Raw genomic sequence first — 15349 nt, 5'->3', positions numbered from 1 at the left:
AATCGGGGGGTCTGATGAGTTCCCTCGCGCCCGCCGACGCGGCGATGTTCTGGCGGTCGAGGCAGGCCGCGACGGACCAGTACTTGCTCTATTGCTTTGCCGCGCAGCCGGATACGACTCCCACGTCGATCGAATCCGAGCTTCGCACCCGGGCGGCCTCCTTCGACGCGCTGCACCGCCGGGTGGCTCCCGCGCCGCACGACCTCGCCGCTCCCCGGTGGGGCGTCGCCTCGATCGGGCCCGCGCAGATCCGCTTCGACGACGGTCCGCGCACCTGGGCGGCGGTCCGTGCGGCGGTGGCCCTTCTGCTGACCGATCCGCTGGACGCGACCGCGAGCATGTGGCGGGTTCACCTGTACGGCCCGGTGACCGGAGCTCCGCGGGCGGCGGGGCCGGTCTGGGTGCTGGTGTTGCAGGTCTCCCACGTGCTCGCCGACGGCCGGGGCGCGGCCGCGCTGGCCCGGGCGCTGCTCGGCGGCGGACCGCCACCGGCGGCCCCGCGGCCCTCCCCGCGCGCACCCGGATCGTTGTCGATGCTGACCGGCGCGGCCGCCGTTCCTCCGCGACTGACCGCGGCGCTCGCGACCGGTCTCGTGGCCTGGGGCCTGACCGGCCGCGGCGGCGACGGCGCGCCCGCGATGGCCGCCACCGCCCTGAACCGCGTCCCCGGCCCCGGCCGGCGGATCGACATGGTCGTCGTCGATGCGGCACGACTGACCCGGGACGGTGCGTCGGTCACCACTTCCGTGCTGGCCCTCCTCGCCGACGTGCTCCCGGCCTACCTCGGCACCGCCGATCCAGGTCTGGCGGTGGAGCTGACCGTCGGGCGCGGTTCCGGCAAGCGAAAGTCGCACGCGCGCAACGACTTCCACAACGTCACCATCGGTCTGCAACCGCACATCGCCGACCGGGGCCGCCGCGCCGAGGCGATCGCCGGGGAGATCGCCGCCGCCCGGAGCCGCGATCGTGAACCCGCCCGGCGGGCCGGGCGGTGGGCCGACGACCTCGCGCCGCCGGTCTTGCGCGCGCTCGCCGCCCGTCTGACCGCGGCGGCACCGGCTCCCGAACGGGTCGCCGGTGCGACGGTGGTGTCGTCGGTCCACCGCGGTCCGGCCGACCTGACGCTGGGCGGCGGCACCGTCCTCTTCACGGCCGGTTTCCCGGCGCTGTCGGCCGCCCACGCGCTCACCGTCGGGGTGCACGGGATCGGTGACGCGGTGACGCTGTCGTTCACCACCTCGCCCGACGTCGTCGAGGACGCCGATCGGCTCATCGGACTCGTCCGTACGGCGATTTCTGCGTAGTGTCGCTGCTATGACCTATGTCACCGAGAATCCCGCCACCGGAACCATCGAACGCACCTTCCCGACCATGAGCGATGCCGAGGTCGAAGACGTCCTCGCCCGCTCGGCCGCGGCATATCGGGAGTGGAAGACCACTCCGATCGACGACCGGGTCCGGATGCTGCGGGCCACCGCGCAGATCTACCGCGACCGCGCCCAGGAACTGGCCGGCGTCATCGCCACCGAGATGGGCAAGCCGATCAACCAGGGGATGGGCGAACTCGCGCTCACCGCGATGATCTACGACTGGTATGCCGAGCACGGCCCGGCGCTGCTGGAGACCGAGGAACTCGACCCGCAGGGTGCGGCGTCGTCGACCGTCACGCGCGAGCCCGTCGGCCCGCTGCTCGGAATCATGCCGTGGAACTTCCCGTACTACCAGGTCGCCCGCTTCGCGGCCCCGAACCTGTTGCTGGGCAACACGATCGTGCTCAAGCACGCGCCGATCTGCGCGGCTTCGTCGGCGCTGATGGAGCAGATCGCGCACGACGCCGGCGTGCCGAAGGATGCGTACATCAACGTCTACGCCTCCAATGAGCAAGCGGCGACGATGATCGCCGACAAGCGTATCCAGGGCGTCTCGCTCACCGGCAGCGGGCGGGCCGGCGCGGCCGTCGCGCAGACCGCGGCGCAGCACCTGAAGAAGTCGGTGCTGGAACTCGGCGGCAGCGACGCGTTCATCCTGCTCGACACCCCGGACGTCTCGGCCACCGCCGCGGGGGCGGCTGCCGGCCGCATGATGAACTGCGGCCAGGCGTGTAACTCGCCCAAGCGGTTCATCGTCCACGAGGACCTGTACGACGACTTCGTCGCGGCGCTCACCGAGACGGTCTCGTCGATGACCGTCGGTGACCCCACCGATCCGGCCACTCGCGTCGGCCCACTCTCGTCGGTCGCCGCGCGCGACACCGTGGTGCAGCAGGTCGCCGAGGCCGTCGCCCAGGGCGCGACCCTGCACACGGGCGGCCAGGCGCTCGATCGTCCCGGTGCGTTCATGGCACCGGCGGTGCTCACCGGCGTCACCCCGGAGATGAACGCCTACCGCGAGGAGGTCTTCGGGCCGGTCGCGATGGTCTTCTCGGTCAGCGACGACGACCAGGCGGTCGACCTCGCCAACGATGTGGACTACGGCCTGTCCGGCTCGGTGTGGAGCACCGACGTGGAGCGGGCGAGCGCGGTCGCCGACCGCCTGGACGTCGGTATGGCGATGGTCAACGAGCACGGCACCTCGCTGCCCGGCCTGCCGTTCGGCGGTGTCAAGGCATCCGGCTACGGCCGCGAACTCGGACCGTGGGGGCTGGGCGAGTTCGCCAACCTCCGCCTGCGCCGCGTCGCGAAGTAACCGGCGTCCCGCTGGGCCCCCGCCGACTGAGCCTGTCGAAGCCCACCCGGCCGGCGGGGGAGTCCGCGTCACAGCGCTGCCCGAGCCGCGTCGATCCCGCGCCACCGCCCGAGAGCCGCGCTGAGTCCTCTTCCGCCGGTTGAGCCGTGCCGGGCCCCGCAGGGGCGCCCTTCGGCGCCGCGTTGTCGCGCTCTCGGCCGCGCCGGCTCAGAACCCGGCGCGAGTCGCAGCCGACCCCGGACCGGGGCCGACCACCATCGTGACCGCCCCGCCGGCTGAGCCGGGCTGAGCCGGGCTGAGCCCGCTAATCCAGGTAGTTGTCGACGTTCGCCGCGGACACCTGACGGGGCGCGCCGCGGGTGAGTCGCTTGGGCAGCCGATCGGCGAGGCTGCCGATGGGTGCCACCGAGCGGTTGAGCAGCTCGACCACCTCGTTGAGGTGATCGACCGTCTCCTGCATCTCGGCGAGGTTCGGCGGGAGTGCGGACAGCGTGTCGGACAGTTCGGCGAACTTGTCGAGCGGACCGCCGGGGGCGATGAGCTGTTCCAGCGCGCCGCCCTCGCCGACCAGCTGGTCCAGGAGGCCGTCGTCGCTCGCCGCGCGATCGAGCACGCCGCCCGGCTGGGCCAGCTTCTCCAGCACGCCGTCGGGGGCGGTGAGCTTGTCGACCACGCCGCCCCGGGTGGTGAGCCGTTCCAGCATGCCCTCGTTGGCGGTGATCTGGTCGATCACGCCGCCCGGCCGGGTGAGCCGGTCGAGCGGGCCGTCCTTGGCGGCGACGCGCATCAGCGCGCCGTTCTCGTCGGTGAGCAGATCGATGGCGCCGCCCGGCTTGGACAGGCGATCGAGGATGCCGTCCTCCTCGGTGAACTGGTCGATGACGCCGCCGGACCGGGTGAGCCGGTCGATCGGGCCGTCCTTCGCGGCGATGCGCATCAGCGCGCCGTTCTCGTCGGTCATCATGTCGAGCAGTCCGCCCTTGGCGGTCAGCTTCTCCAGCAGGCCGTCCGGGGCGGTGAGGCGATCGATCACGCCGTCGCGCCGGCTCAGCCGGTCGAGGGGACCGCCCGGCGCGAGCAGGCGTCCGACCGGCCGGTCCGGGCCGAGCAGACCCGCGACCTGTGCCAGGATCTGCATGGGCGCCCCGAGCGCGGCGACCTCGCTGCCACCGGAGATGCCGAGGGCGGCGTTGACCTCGCTCTCTACGCCGGAGACCGCGATCCGGGCGACGTTGATCGCCGATTCGACCGTGCCGAGCGCGATGCCCGCGGCCGCGAAGCCGAGACGAATCGGCAGCTTGACGGCGTCCGCGGGGCCCAACGAGGAAGTACTCATGCCGCGGGATCCTACCCGGTGCTACTTCGCCTGTGCCTTCTTCATCTTCTTGTACTCGCGCACCTTCAGCAGGGACTCGGGGTCGACGACGTCGGCGATCGACCGGTATCCGTCCTGGGCGAAGTCCCCGGCGATCTCCTCCCAGCCGGGCGGGGTGACGCCGAGTTGTTTGCCGAGCAGGGCGACGAACATCTTGACCTTGGCCTTGCCGTAGCCGGGCAGGCCCTCCAGGCGCCGGGCGAGGTCACGGCCGCTGGTGGCACCGGTCCATACCAGGGCGGCATCGCCGTCGTACTGGTCGACGATCACGTGCGCGAGTTGCTGGATCCGCGCGGCCATGGAGCGGCCGTACCGGTGAATCGCCGGGGGCGTGGCGCAGAGTTCGGCGAACGACTCGGGGTCGGCGCCGGCGATGGCGGCGGGATCGAGGGAGCCGAAACGATCGAGGATCTTCACCGGCCCGGCGAACGCCCGTTCCATGGGAAACTGCTGGTCAAGTAGCCCGCCGATCAGCAGCGCGAACGGATCGCGGGAGATCAGCTGGTCGGCGACGGGGTCCATCGTGAGGTGCAGATCGGCCATGGGGTTCATCGTAGGCCGACACGCGTCGGCGCCAATCGGTTCCGCCGGGTGCCGCGTGTTTGGCAGACTCACTAGACATGCGCCCGCAGAAGATCCGCGCCCTGTCCGCTCTCGCCCTCGCCGCCGTGGCCGTCGGCGGGGGAGTGTCCGCCGGTCAGGCGCATGCCGATCCCGAACTGCGCCACTACGTCAAGACGCTGCACTGCCCCAGCGCGGACCCGTTCCCGGGGCCGCCGCTGCGCATCCAGGTCGATGTGTACAACCACGTCGCGTTCCCGTCGGACGGGCTTCCGGCCCCGGCCATCGAGCTGATCGCCAGCGACTTCCCGCGTCCGTCGATCCTGCCGAATCTGACCACGTACACCACCGAGACGACGGTGCGCTGGCGCAACACCACCACGGGCAAGCGCGGCGTGGTGCGGGTGCCGACCCGCTCGAACCGGGTCACCTGGCAGGCCGTGCTGCACCCGGGGCGCGGCAACGTGTCGTTCACGATCACCCAGAAGATCGGCGCGATGGCCTTCGTCCCGATGGTGAACCCGCAGTACTCCACGTGCCGCGGCTCGGCCCGCAGCGTCTGATTCCCGCCGTCAGCGGTCGTGCGTGATCGCGCGTCGGGTTCGCGCGACCGGCCGGCCGTGACCTGTCGCGGATCTCGTGGCTCGCATTCGGGCGCGTAGCAGCGAGTCGGCGCGGAAGCAGCGTTCGCGAGCGCTGCTTCCACACGCGGACGCTGCCACGCTCACCGGTGTCGGGGGACGACTAGAACAGCGTTCCCAAGAAGTCGCTGACGGCCGCCTGCTCCTGGCGTTCCCCGTCTTTCTGGTCACCGGTCATGTAGCTGGTGGCGCGCACCTTGTTGCTCGCGAGCTGCGCGTCGGCCAGGAAGCGGAGGGCATCCGGCAGGAGCACGGAGTCGTCCTGGAGAGTCTGGCTGAGCAGCAGCGGGCGGTCGTAGCCGCTCGACGGCAGAGCCAGGGAGCGCCGTACCGCCGCGGTGACCTTCGGGCTCGACGAGAGAGCCTTGGTGACCAGGTCGCCCAGTGCGATGCCGTGCACCGCGGTGCGCAGGTCGGGCGCGCACGTCGTCTTCGCCTTGGTGACCAATCGCTGGCCGGTGGCCGACAGCAGCGGCTGCACGTTGTCGGCGGGCAGGGAAGCGAGCGCGTAGACCACGTCGGCGGTCACCGAGTCGGCGACGGCCGGTGAGTCCGGACGCAGGCCGGCGACCAACTCGTCGAGGCCCGCTGGGATGCTCGTCGCGGCGGCGCCCCGGAAGTCGAGGTTCCGGCCCTGCCAGTCGGTGGCCTTGCGGGCCAGCGTGATCGCGGCGCCGGCGCCCTGGGCGTCGCCGACCACGGCCCAGCGCGGCGACACCGAGCCGTCCACCACCACGCCGGCGAGCATCGCATCGACCAGATTGCGGGCGGTCACCGCATGATCGACGTACTGCGGCGACGCGTTCTGGCCGATCGAGCCGTAGTCCGGGGTGAGCACCGCGTAGCCGGCGCGGAGCAGCCGGTTCACCGCGTCGCGGTCGGCGGCGGCCGGATCGGCGGACGCCGCGCAGGTATCGGCGACGCCGTTGCCGGCCGGCGCGTTGACGATCACCGGCCAGCCGCCGGCGGGCGCCTTGCCCTGCGGTTCGAGGATCGTGGCGATGGCCAGGTGCAGCTGCTCGTCGAGCCCGTTGGTCCAGTACGTGTAGCGCTGGCCGGAGGCGGCCGCCGCGGGCAGGTTGGCGGCCGGGATCGGCTGGTTGGCGTAGATCGCTCCGGCCGTCTGCCCGGTGGGCGAGGCGGCCGGCGCGGTCACCTGCGGATCGGCGACCACGCGGGCGGCGGTGAGACCGCCGGCCGCGAGAGCGGCCGCGACGGCGGCCGTCACGAGGGTGGTGCGCAGACGGGAATGCCGGGACGTCATGGGCTTCTTCTCTGTTCGCTGTGCGGCTGGGGGAGCTGTGGACTGCGGGGGTGCCGGCTACGTCGCCGGAGTGTCGACGATGCCGACGGCCGGCAGGAAGTAGCAGGTGCGGCCGGCGTTGGTGGTGGTGCCAAACACGGCGGTCAGGATGGAACCCTGGCCGGTGTCGACGCGCGCCAGGCGCACCGGGCTGTTCTTGCCGACCAGGGCCTTCAGCGCCTCCGACTGGGTGATCTGGTCGATCGGCTTCAGATCGGCCAGGCCGCCCTTCATGGTCGCGGTGTTGAACCAGGCCACCTGGAAACGGTCACCGGTGTGCCCGGCCGGCGGGACCAGGGCGTAGGCGGTCTGGTCCTGATTCAGGGCCTCGGTGATCTGCGTGAGGTCCTGGTTCTTGTCCAGGATGTCGGCCAGGGTGCCCAGACCAAGGCCGGTGAGGAAGCCGCTCAGGGTCTGCTGCACGCTCTCGCCCGGGATGATCTTGGGGAACGGGCCGGGCACGCCGACGGCCGGGGCGGTGACCAGACCGAGCGGGTTGTCGCTGGTGGGAGTCGCGCAGAACGGCGCGAAGGCCGGAGTGAGCACCTTGGCGCCGGTCAGCTTCTCGAAGACCTCCAGGCCGGTGGCGGCGGTGGTCAGCGGATCGTCGGCCGGGTGCGCCGCGGCGGGGGCGGGGGCGACCGGAGCGGGCTCGGCGGGCGTCGTCGGCGCCGGGACGGTCGGAGTCGGGGTACCGGCCGGGGGAGTGGTGCCGCCGCCGGGCATCAGCGTGCTCAGATCCGGGCTGCCCTCGGCGCTGAGGATGGCCTTGAGCGCCTCGATCGCCTGCTGGTCCGCCCCGCTCTCCTTGAGATTGCGCAGCGCCTGGGCGAGCTCGGAGTCGAGCGGGATGGTGCTCAGCGACAGCGAGTCCAGCCCGGTGGCGCCGGGGATAGGCAGTGACGGCTCGGCATGCGTCGTCGCGGGCACGGCGAGGGCGGCACCGACGGCGGCGGCGCAGGCGATGAGCCCGGAACGAACGGCAAGACGGTGACGAGCGGCCACGACTGACTCCTGACAGACTGTTAGCAGTGTTACTAAAGTTTCTAGAGTTAAAGAACAACAGTCTTGTGACTTGAATGCAAGTCGCCGAGTCCGTCCCGTGACCTGTTCGCGACGGTGCGGAGACGACAACGCCCCGGGACGCACAGGGTGCGTGCCGGGGCGGGAGTCGTGGTCGTGTGGGGCGTCAGATGACGGCGATGCCGATCGTCGGCGCGATGCCGCAGCCGATGCGCTTGCCCTTGGTCTTCGTGGTCACCGTGCCCGAGATGGTGGAGACGATGCGGCCGCGGCCGGTCTTGATGATGGCGGTGAAGGTGCCGGGGCCCTTCTGTGCGTTGATCTTCGGGTTCGGCAGCAACCGCTGCTGGCCGCTGCGGCCGGTGTCCAGGTTCAGCCAGCTGATCATCAGCGGTGCGGCCGAGTTCTTCAGGGCCGGACCCGTGCCGAGGCTGGTGTAGACCACGCCGGCCTGGCCCCGCTTGGGGCCCGGGGCGGGTGCGGCCTGCGGGCCGGCGGTCACCAGGGCCATGCCCACGGAGTTGCCGCCGCCCGGCATGCAGCCGAGACCGATGGTCGGGTAGAGGAACTGCTGGATCCGCGGCTTGTTCGGGCCGGTCGGGATGTCCGGGGCGTCGTCCTTCTTCTTCGCCGCGGGAACCTTGGCGTCCTCGGCGGCGTGGATCTTCGCGGCCTCCGCCTTGCCGGGCTCGCCGAGGAAGTCGATCAGCGACCGCCAGGTGTCGGCGACCTCGGTGGGCAGCGCCGGGTTGTCGGCGAGCGAGCGCGCCTCGTCGAGCAGCTTGGTGTTCACCTGGCCGTTCACGTCGCGGGTGGCGACCGAGCCGATGAGGGCCGGGGCGAACGCGCCGAGCGAGTCGAGGACCTGCTGGTTCACCTCGGGGGCGTGCGCCAGGTCCGGGATCGGCAGCAGCTGCTCCTGACCGGCGGCCGGTGCGGCCGGCTCGGCATGGGCGACCGGGGTGGCGACGGCGACCGCGGCGGTCAGCGAAACGGCGGCCAGCAGGGTGCGGCGCGAACGTGCAAGGCGCACGATGGATTCCTAACGGTCGAAGGACAGTCGTCTGCGGCGCAAGTCTAACCCGGATTCTATGAAACGGATGTGACTGATGATGAAATTGTTATTAAATGCGGCTGATGTGACGGAGATGGACCCGCCACTTCCGGCCGGGGGCGGCGCTGGGTAGATTGCTGGGCGACAAGATGTGGTGGCACCGAGCACGGGAGACCCTGTGAAGAACCTGTCCCGCGGCCTGGTGGCCGCCCTGGCCGGCTGCGTGGTGCTGACCAGCCTCACCGCGTGCACCGGGGACTCCGGCGACAAGTCCGTGACGCTCCTCACTCATGACTCGTTCGAGCTGCCGAAGAGTCTGATCGACGGCTTCCAGAAGGACACCGGCCTCACCCTCAAGCTGGTCAAATCGGGCGATGCGGGCCAGCTCTCCTCGGTGATCTCGCTGTCCGCGGGCAAGCCCAAGGGTGACGTCGTCTACGGCATCGACAACACCTTCGCGGCACGGCCGATCGCGGCGGGCGCGATGGAGTCGTATGTGTCGCCGCGTGCGACCGGCGGCGCCGACCAGTACGCGCTGACCGGCACGGGCAAGGACGACTTCACGGCCGTCGACCGCGGCGACGTCTGCGTCAACGTCGACGACGCCTGGTACGACCGCGAGGGCGTGCCGGCGCCGACCAGCCTGGACGATCTCAAGGACCCGAAGTACGCCAACCAGGCGGTGCTGCTCGATCCGGCGACGTCGTCGCCCGGGATGAGTTTCCTGCTCGCGACCATAGGCACCTACAAGGACAAGGCGCCGGACTACTGGCGCGCGCTGGTCGACAACGGTGCGCAGATCGTCTCCGGCTGGGAGATCGCGTACAACCAGCTGTTCAGCGCGGGTGAGGGCCACGGCACCAAGCCGATCGTCGTCTCGTATGCGAGTTCGCCCGCGGCGACGCCGGGGACCAGCGCGATCCTGTCCGGTTGCTTCGCGCAGGTGGAGTACGTCGGAGTGCTTCGCGGCGCCGCCAATCCGGACGGCGCCCGGAAAGTGATCGACTGGATGCTCAGCCCGGCCGTCCAGGCGGCCCTGCCGACATCGATGTACGTGTACCCGGTGCAGCGGGACACCCCGCTGCCGCAGGACTGGCGGCTGCGGGCGCCCGCACCGCGGTACACGGTGACCATGACGCCGCAGTACATCGACCAGAACCGTGAGCAGTGGCTGAAGGAATGGCGCGCCACCGCCCGGCGTTAGGTCGTACCCGTGGTGCGGCCGCCCGCGCGGCCGCGGCCGGCGGGACACTGATCCCGCTGATCTTCGTCGGCGCGCTCTTCGTCGCACCGCTCGCCGCGCTGGTGGTCCGGGCCGTGCACGACGCCGACGCGGTCTCCCCGATCGAGGCCTGGCGACGCACCGATGCGTGGATGCTGCTCGGTGTCACCATCGGCCAGGCCGCCGCCTCGGCGGTGGCCGCCATCGTGATCGCGGCACCCGTCGTGTGGCTGGTGTCGACCGTCGACTTTCCCGGTGCGCTGCTGCTGCGGGTGATCGTCACCCTGCCGTTCGTGCTGCCGACGGTCGTCGTCGGCGTCGCCTTCCGGGCGCTGGGCACCGGTCTGCTCGACGGGCTCGGCGTCGACTCGGGACTGCGGGCGATCCTGCTGGCGCATGTGTTCCTCAACGTCGCCGTGGTGGTGCGCGTCGTGACACCGGTCTGGCAGCAGATCGACCCGGCCGCGATCGCCGCGGCCCGGAGTCTGGGGGCATCCGGTCCGCGGGCCTGGCGCGACGTGGTGCTGCCGCGGCTGGCACCCGCCGTCGCTGCCGCCGCGGCGCTGGTGTTCCTGTTCTGCTCCACCAGCTTCGGGGTGATCGTGATCCTGGGTGACGGCCGGGTCCGCACGCTGGAGACCGAGATCTACCAGCAGGGGATCGGCTATTTCCGGATCCCGGAGGCGGTGGCGCTCTCGTTCCTGCAGATCCTGCTGGTGGTCACCGCGCTGATCCTCGCCCGGTTCCTCGGGCGGCGGACCCCAGCGGTCAGCGACCGCGGCGGACGGCGCCGCCGGCCGCACGGGCTCGGCTGGCTTCCGGTGCTGGCCGTGGTCGGCTGGGCGGTGGTCTGGCTGGTGGTGCCGATCGGGTCGCTGGTGGTCCGGTCGCTGCGGCCCGGCGGGGTCTGGTCGCTGGGCGGCTATCGGGTGCTCGCGGGTCAGGAGACGGGCGAGTCGCTCACCGACTCGGTCCGGTACTCGGTGACCAGTGCCCTGGGGGCGACGGTGATCGCCGTGGCGGTCGGGCTGATCGCCGCCGCCGCGATCACCCGGCGGCGCGATGTCGTCGCGAAAGCCGGTGCGGCACTGTCGATCTTGCCGCTCGGGGTCAGTGCCGTCACCCTGGGGTTCGGCTACGTGGTGCTGACCACCTATCTGCCTCGCGAGGTGGGCATGTCGCCGCTGCTGATCCCCGCAGTGCAGGCGCTCATCGCGATCCCGGTGGTGATCGGCATCCTGGTGCCGGCGCTGGCCGAGGTCCCGCAGCGCCGCCGCGACGCGGCGGCCGTGCTCGGTGCCGGTCCGGTCCGGGTGTTCTGCACCGTCGATCTGCCGATGATCGCCCGGTCCCTCTGCGCCGCAGCCGGTTTCGCGTTCGTCATGGCCATCGGTGAGTTCGGCGCGACCACCTTTCTGGCCCGCGCGGACACCACCACGCTGCCGGTGATGATCGGTTCGCTGATGGGCCGCCCCGGCGCCGACAACCTCGCCGCCGCGATGGCCGCCTCCGTACTCTTGGTGGCCGTGAGTGCGGTCGTGATCTTCTTCGTCGAGCTCGCCGCCCCGGCGGCGGGCCGGGGACAGGCCCGCCGATGAGTGTCCTCGCACTGCGCGGGATCACCGTCCGCTACGGCCGCACCACCGTGATCGACGGCCTCGACTGGACGGTCGGCGGCGACCGCCTGGTGACCGCCCTGCTCGGGCCGTCCGGCTGCGGCAAGTCGACGCTGCTGCGCGCCATCGCGGGACTCGAGCCGCCGGCCGCGGGGACCCTCACCTGGGACGGCGCCGACCTGCGCCACGTCCCGGTGCACCGGCGCGACTTCGGTGTCGTCTTCCAGGACGGGCAGCTGTTCTCCGGCCGGACGGTGGCACAGAACATCGCCTACGGACTGCGGCTGCGCAAGTGGCCGCGCGCCCGGATCGCCGAGCGGGTCGACGAGATGCTCGCGCTGGTGCAACTGCCCGGGGCGGGTGACCGGCGTGTCACCGACCTCTCCGGCGGGCAGGCGCAGCGGGTCGCCCTGGCCCGGGCCCTCGCGCCGCGGCCGCGGCTGCTGCTGCTCGACGAACCGCTCGCCGCTCTCGACGCCCGCCTCCGCGAGGAACTGGCCTTCGCCATCGGCGACATCGTCCGGGCCGCGCGGACCCCGGCCGTCGTCGTCACCCACGACCGGGCCGAGGCCGCCTTGATCGCCGACGAGGTGTCGGTGATGCACGACGGGGCCATCATCCAGACGGCCCCGCCGGACCGCCTGTGGCGCCGTCCCGCCGACGACTGGGTCGCCGGTTTCCTCGGCGCCACCCTGCTGCTCGACGCCGACGTCACCGCCGGCCGACTGCGCACTCCGTTCGGCTCCGTCTCCGCCGCGGGAGTCGACGGCCTCGCCGGCGACGGGCCCTGCCGGGTGGCGCTGCGCCCCGAGTCCCTGCGCGCCGAACCCACCCCGAACGGCGGCGTGCCGGAAGCGACCGGCACGGTGACCCACGCCGCCGCGCTGCCGTCCGGGATCCGGCTCCGGGTGCGCACCGCGACGTCCGAGGTCGACGCGCTGGCGTCGTCGCCGGTGGGCGTCGGCGATCGGGTCCGGCTGGTCCTGGATCCGGCCCAGGTGGCGGTGATCGGCCGATGAGGTTCGTGGTGATCTGCGGGACAATGGTGTCATGTCTGAACCGTGTACGACCGTCGACCTGAACCGCTACGACCACAGGCACCGCGTCTGGGTGGCTGAGGCGGTGTCCCGGATCAAGGCCGAGGCCAATCGCAGTGCCGATACTCACCTGGTTGCGGTGCCGTTGCCCGTGGAGTGGGGGATCGATCTGTATTTGAAGGATGAGTCGACGCATCCGACCGGTTCGCTGAAGCATCGGTTGGCGCGGTCGTTGTTCCTTTATGGGTTGTGTAATGGCTGGATCCGGGAGGGTTTGCCGGTGATCGAGGCGTCGAGTGGTTCGACGGCGGTATCGGAGGCGTACTTCGCGCGGTTGATCGGGGTGCCGTTCATCGCGGTGATGGCGGAGAGTACGAGCAGGCAGAAGATCGCGTTGATCGAGCGGGAGGGTGGCCGGTGTCATCTGGTGGCTGATCCGAGTGAGGTCTATGACGTGGCTCAGCGTCTTGCTGAGGAGACGGGCGGGCATTACATGGATCAGTTCACTTTCGCTGAGCGGGCGACGGATTGGCGGGGGAACAACAACATCGCTGAGTCGATCTTCGCTCAGCTCGCGTTGGAGCGGTATCGGGAGCCGGAGTGGATCGTGGCGACGGCGGGTACCGGTGGTACGTCGGCGACTATTGCGCGGTATTTGGCGTATACGGGGCGGCGGACCGGGGTGTGTGTGGCGGATCCGGAGAATTCGGCGTTCTTTCCGGCTTGGCGTGAGGGTGATTCTGGTGTGAGGACGGTGGTCGGTTCGCGGATTGAGGGGATCGGTCGTCAGCGGGTGGAGCCGAGTTTTTTGCCGTCGGTGGTCGATCGGATGGTGTCGGTGCCTGATGCTGCTGCTGTGGCGGCGATCGTTCATTTGGAGGCGGTGACGGGTCGGCGTGCTGGTGCGTCGACGGGGACGGGGTTGTGGGCGGCGTACCGGATTGTCGGTGAGTTGCGGGATGCGGGTCGTACGGGGAGTGTGGTTGCTCTTCTTTGTGATTCCGGTGATCGTTATGTGGACAAGTACTATTCCGCGGACTGGCTGGCGGATGAGGGTCTGGACCCCGCGCCGTACGCGGCGCGGCTGGAACGGTTCTTCGCCGGCGGTGAGTTGGAATGACCGTGCGCTATGTCGTCGCCGGTGCCGTGATCCGTGAGACACCCGATGGCGGGAGGCGAGTGCTGATGGCCCAGCGTGACTCGCCGCCCGACCTCGCGGGGCTGTGGGAGTTGCCCGGCGGGAAGGCCGACGATGATGAGACGCTCGCCGAAGCGCTTGTGCGAGAACTGGACGAGGAACTCGACATCGTCGTGGTGGCGGGCGAGCCGCTGGTCGAACGGGTGGTCTTGCGTTCGGGCCTCACTCTGGTCGCCCTCTGGGCACGCCTGGTGGAGGGCGATCCGCGACCCGTCGAACACCGGAGCCTGCGATGGGTGGACGCGACGGGGCTGGCGGAACTGGCGGCCTGCGCCGACATGGTTCCGGCCGATACCGCGTGGTTGCCAGAGCTGTTCGACGTCCTACACGGTCCGGAATCGGCCGGGCCTTCGTGACGGCCCGGCGCGCGTTCCTCTCCGGCTCCGGCGGCCACCCGGATCCGATTTCCCCACACCTCCACGTCGCACGCCGGTGAGTGCCCGGGAGGTGCGGGGGACCGGCGTCACATGCCCGTCGATTTGGCGACGATCGACTTCATGACCTCGCTGGTGCCGCCGTAGATCCTGGTCACGCGGGCATCGGCGTAGAGCCGTGCGATCGGATACTCGGTCATGTATCCGTAGCCGCCGTGCAGTTGCAGACACTTGTCGACGCCGAGGAGATCGTTCACCGGCACCCGCACGTCGGTGAACGACAGCTCGAACGACCTGCTGGCGGGCTGGTTGCTGCGGCAGGCCGGCCGGGCGGCCGATGACTCGGTCCGTACCGTATGCCTGCTCGACAGCCGGGGCTGTGCACGTAGGGTGCCGTGGGCGAGGGATGTCGAACAGCTCACCGTCGCGTGGAGATCAGGCGGGCAATGGCTGGTCGATGATGTGCGTGCCGGCTCGGTGTGTATCCGGCCGGAGACGAATCTGGCGGGCGAACCGCGCGATGACGTCGACCTCGACATGGAACTGCTGTCCGGCGCTCCGGTGGACGCCGAGGCGATGGAGGAGCTGGCTATCCGCGGCGGGTTGATCCGGGCGATCCAGATCTGCGGCGCACTGGACCGGATGGTCGGGCTCTGCGTGGACCATGCGTCCACCCGCCAGCAGTTCGGACGGTCGATCGGCCGTTTCCAAGCGGTGCGCACCATGCTTGCGGATGCCGCGGCGGAGTCGGCGTTGGCGAACGCGGCGACCGTTGCCGCCGTTGATTCGGCGGCGAACGGATCGCCCGATCCATTCGCCGTCGCCGTCGCCCGCTCGTGCGCGAATCATGCCGCCGCGTCGGTGAGCAGGATCGCTCATCAGATACACGGGGCGATCGGTACGACCGCGGAGCACGACCTCCACCGGTACACGCTGGCGGCTCAGGCCTGGCGTTCGGAATTCGGGTCGACGGCGCAGTGGGACGACCTGGTCGGCGGTATCGCGGCCGAAGCCGGTGGCGCGGAACTATGGGCGCTGCTCACCGGCTGACCGGTGCCCGGCGCTCGCTGAATCTCGGCTGGGTCCGCTCCGCCGCTGATCTGCTATCGACCGGATCGCCATCCTCCTCGGGGTGAATCACCCCAGGTTTGATGCCGCTCCTTTCTGAGTCCCATCAGGAAGGATGACAATCATGCCCAAGAAGATCGATCCCGCCGTCCAGGCCCGTGCTGAGCGCCTGTGGCGCGAGCACGGCGCCGA

Annotated in this window: 14 protein-coding genes and 1 pseudogene; 9 read left to right on the top strand and 6 right to left on the bottom strand. The window is 70.8% G+C overall.

Going from position 1 to position 15349, the window contains the following annotated elements:
* Positions 1–14 precede the first annotated feature (14 nt).
* Together ACSEEN_RS15970 and ACSEEN_RS15965 are read left to right on the top strand one after the other, a co-directional pair.
* Positions 15–1304, top strand: a complete 1290-nt coding sequence (locus tag ACSEEN_RS15970; RefSeq protein ID WP_440713707.1) for a WS/DGAT domain-containing protein — start codon at positions 15–17, stop codon at positions 1302–1304.
* A gap of 10 nt (positions 1305–1314) precedes the next feature.
* Complete coding sequence (locus ACSEEN_RS15965; RefSeq protein WP_247864573.1) at positions 1315–2685, top strand: NAD-dependent succinate-semialdehyde dehydrogenase; 1371 nt, start codon at positions 1315–1317, stop codon at positions 2683–2685.
* Between the two features lie 304 nt (positions 2686–2989).
* On the opposite strand, the gene ACSEEN_RS15960 is transcribed toward ACSEEN_RS15965, so the two are convergent.
* Entirely contained in the window at positions 2990–4021 is a 1032-nt protein-coding gene (locus ACSEEN_RS15960; protein ID WP_298444762.1) for a hypothetical protein, read from the bottom strand.
* Positions 4022–4042: 21 nt separating this feature from the next.
* Complete coding sequence (locus ACSEEN_RS15955; RefSeq protein WP_247864571.1) at positions 4043–4603, bottom strand: HhH-GPD-type base excision DNA repair protein; 561 nt, start codon at positions 4601–4603, stop codon at positions 4043–4045.
* A 77-nt stretch (positions 4604–4680) separates the two neighbouring features.
* On the opposite strand from ACSEEN_RS15955, the gene ACSEEN_RS15950 reads away from it, so the two are divergent.
* Positions 4681–5184 (top strand): hypothetical protein, encoded by a 504-nt coding sequence (locus ACSEEN_RS15950; protein ID WP_298444765.1) that lies wholly within the window; start codon positions 4681–4683, stop codon positions 5182–5184.
* Between the two features lie 181 nt (positions 5185–5365).
* Here ACSEEN_RS15950 and ACSEEN_RS15945 read toward each other — a convergent pair whose 3' ends face one another.
* The 3 genes from ACSEEN_RS15945 to ACSEEN_RS15935 all read right to left on the bottom strand — a co-directional run bounded on the left by ACSEEN_RS15945 (position 5366) and on the right by ACSEEN_RS15935 (position 8621).
* Positions 5366–6526 (bottom strand): alpha/beta hydrolase, encoded by a 1161-nt coding sequence (locus tag ACSEEN_RS15945; RefSeq protein ID WP_247864568.1) that lies wholly within the window; start codon positions 6524–6526, stop codon positions 5366–5368.
* A 57-nt stretch (positions 6527–6583) separates the two neighbouring features.
* Positions 6584–7570: a hypothetical protein gene (locus ACSEEN_RS15940; protein ID WP_247864567.1), complete on the bottom strand. Its 987-nt coding sequence runs from the start codon at positions 7568–7570 to the stop codon at positions 6584–6586.
* Between the two features lie 184 nt (positions 7571–7754).
* Complete coding sequence (locus ACSEEN_RS15935; protein WP_298444768.1) at positions 7755–8621, bottom strand: Rv1157c family protein; 867 nt, start codon at positions 8619–8621, stop codon at positions 7755–7757.
* 199 nt (positions 8622–8820) lie between these two features.
* Here ACSEEN_RS15935 and ACSEEN_RS15930 point away from each other — a divergent pair, with 199 nt between their 5' ends.
* The 5 genes from ACSEEN_RS15930 to ACSEEN_RS15910 are packed head-to-tail and all read left to right on the top strand — an operon-like array spanning position 8821 to position 14071.
* Positions 8821–9846: a thiamine ABC transporter substrate-binding protein gene (locus tag ACSEEN_RS15930; RefSeq protein WP_440713706.1), complete on the top strand. Its 1026-nt coding sequence runs from the start codon at positions 8821–8823 to the stop codon at positions 9844–9846.
* On the top strand, positions 9822–11462 hold the full coding sequence (locus tag ACSEEN_RS15925; RefSeq protein ID WP_440713705.1) for an ABC transporter permease: 1641 nt from the start codon (positions 9822–9824) through the stop codon (positions 11460–11462). Before ACSEEN_RS15930 ends, ACSEEN_RS15925 begins: the two co-directional genes overlap by 25 nt.
* Positions 11459–12499 (top strand): ABC transporter ATP-binding protein, encoded by a 1041-nt coding sequence (locus ACSEEN_RS15920; protein WP_440713704.1) that lies wholly within the window; start codon positions 11459–11461, stop codon positions 12497–12499. The genes ACSEEN_RS15925 and ACSEEN_RS15920 overlap by 4 nt, the downstream gene beginning before the upstream one ends.
* 31 nt (positions 12500–12530) lie before the next feature.
* The gene (locus ACSEEN_RS15915; protein ID WP_440713703.1) at positions 12531–13637 is read left to right on the top strand and encodes a PLP-dependent cysteine synthase family protein; all 1107 of its coding nucleotides are present in this window, start codon (positions 12531–12533) and stop codon (positions 13635–13637) included.
* Entirely contained in the window at positions 13634–14071 is a 438-nt protein-coding gene (locus ACSEEN_RS15910) for a (deoxy)nucleoside triphosphate pyrophosphohydrolase (RefSeq protein ID WP_440713702.1), read from the top strand. Before ACSEEN_RS15915 ends, ACSEEN_RS15910 begins: the two co-directional genes overlap by 4 nt.
* 107 nt (positions 14072–14178) lie before the next feature.
* On the opposite strand, the pseudogene ACSEEN_RS15905 reads toward ACSEEN_RS15910, so the two are convergent.
* A pseudogene (locus tag ACSEEN_RS15905) lies at positions 14179–14328 on the bottom strand (acyl-CoA dehydrogenase family protein); the annotation flags it as partial.
* A 34-nt stretch (positions 14329–14362) separates the two neighbouring features.
* On the opposite strand from ACSEEN_RS15905, the gene ACSEEN_RS15900 reads away from it, so the two are divergent.
* The gene (locus ACSEEN_RS15900; RefSeq protein WP_440713701.1) at positions 14363–15139 is read left to right on the top strand and encodes an acyl-CoA dehydrogenase family protein; all 777 of its coding nucleotides are present in this window, start codon (positions 14363–14365) and stop codon (positions 15137–15139) included.
* Positions 15140–15349: the final 210 nt, after the last annotated feature.

The sequence above is a fragment of the Gordonia marina genome (genome assembly GCF_052036135.1).
Taxonomy (GTDB): domain Bacteria; phylum Actinomycetota; class Actinomycetes; order Mycobacteriales; family Mycobacteriaceae; genus Gordonia.
Note: the sequence above shows the minus strand (reverse complement) of the source record. Positions and strands in the feature narration are given on the sequence as shown.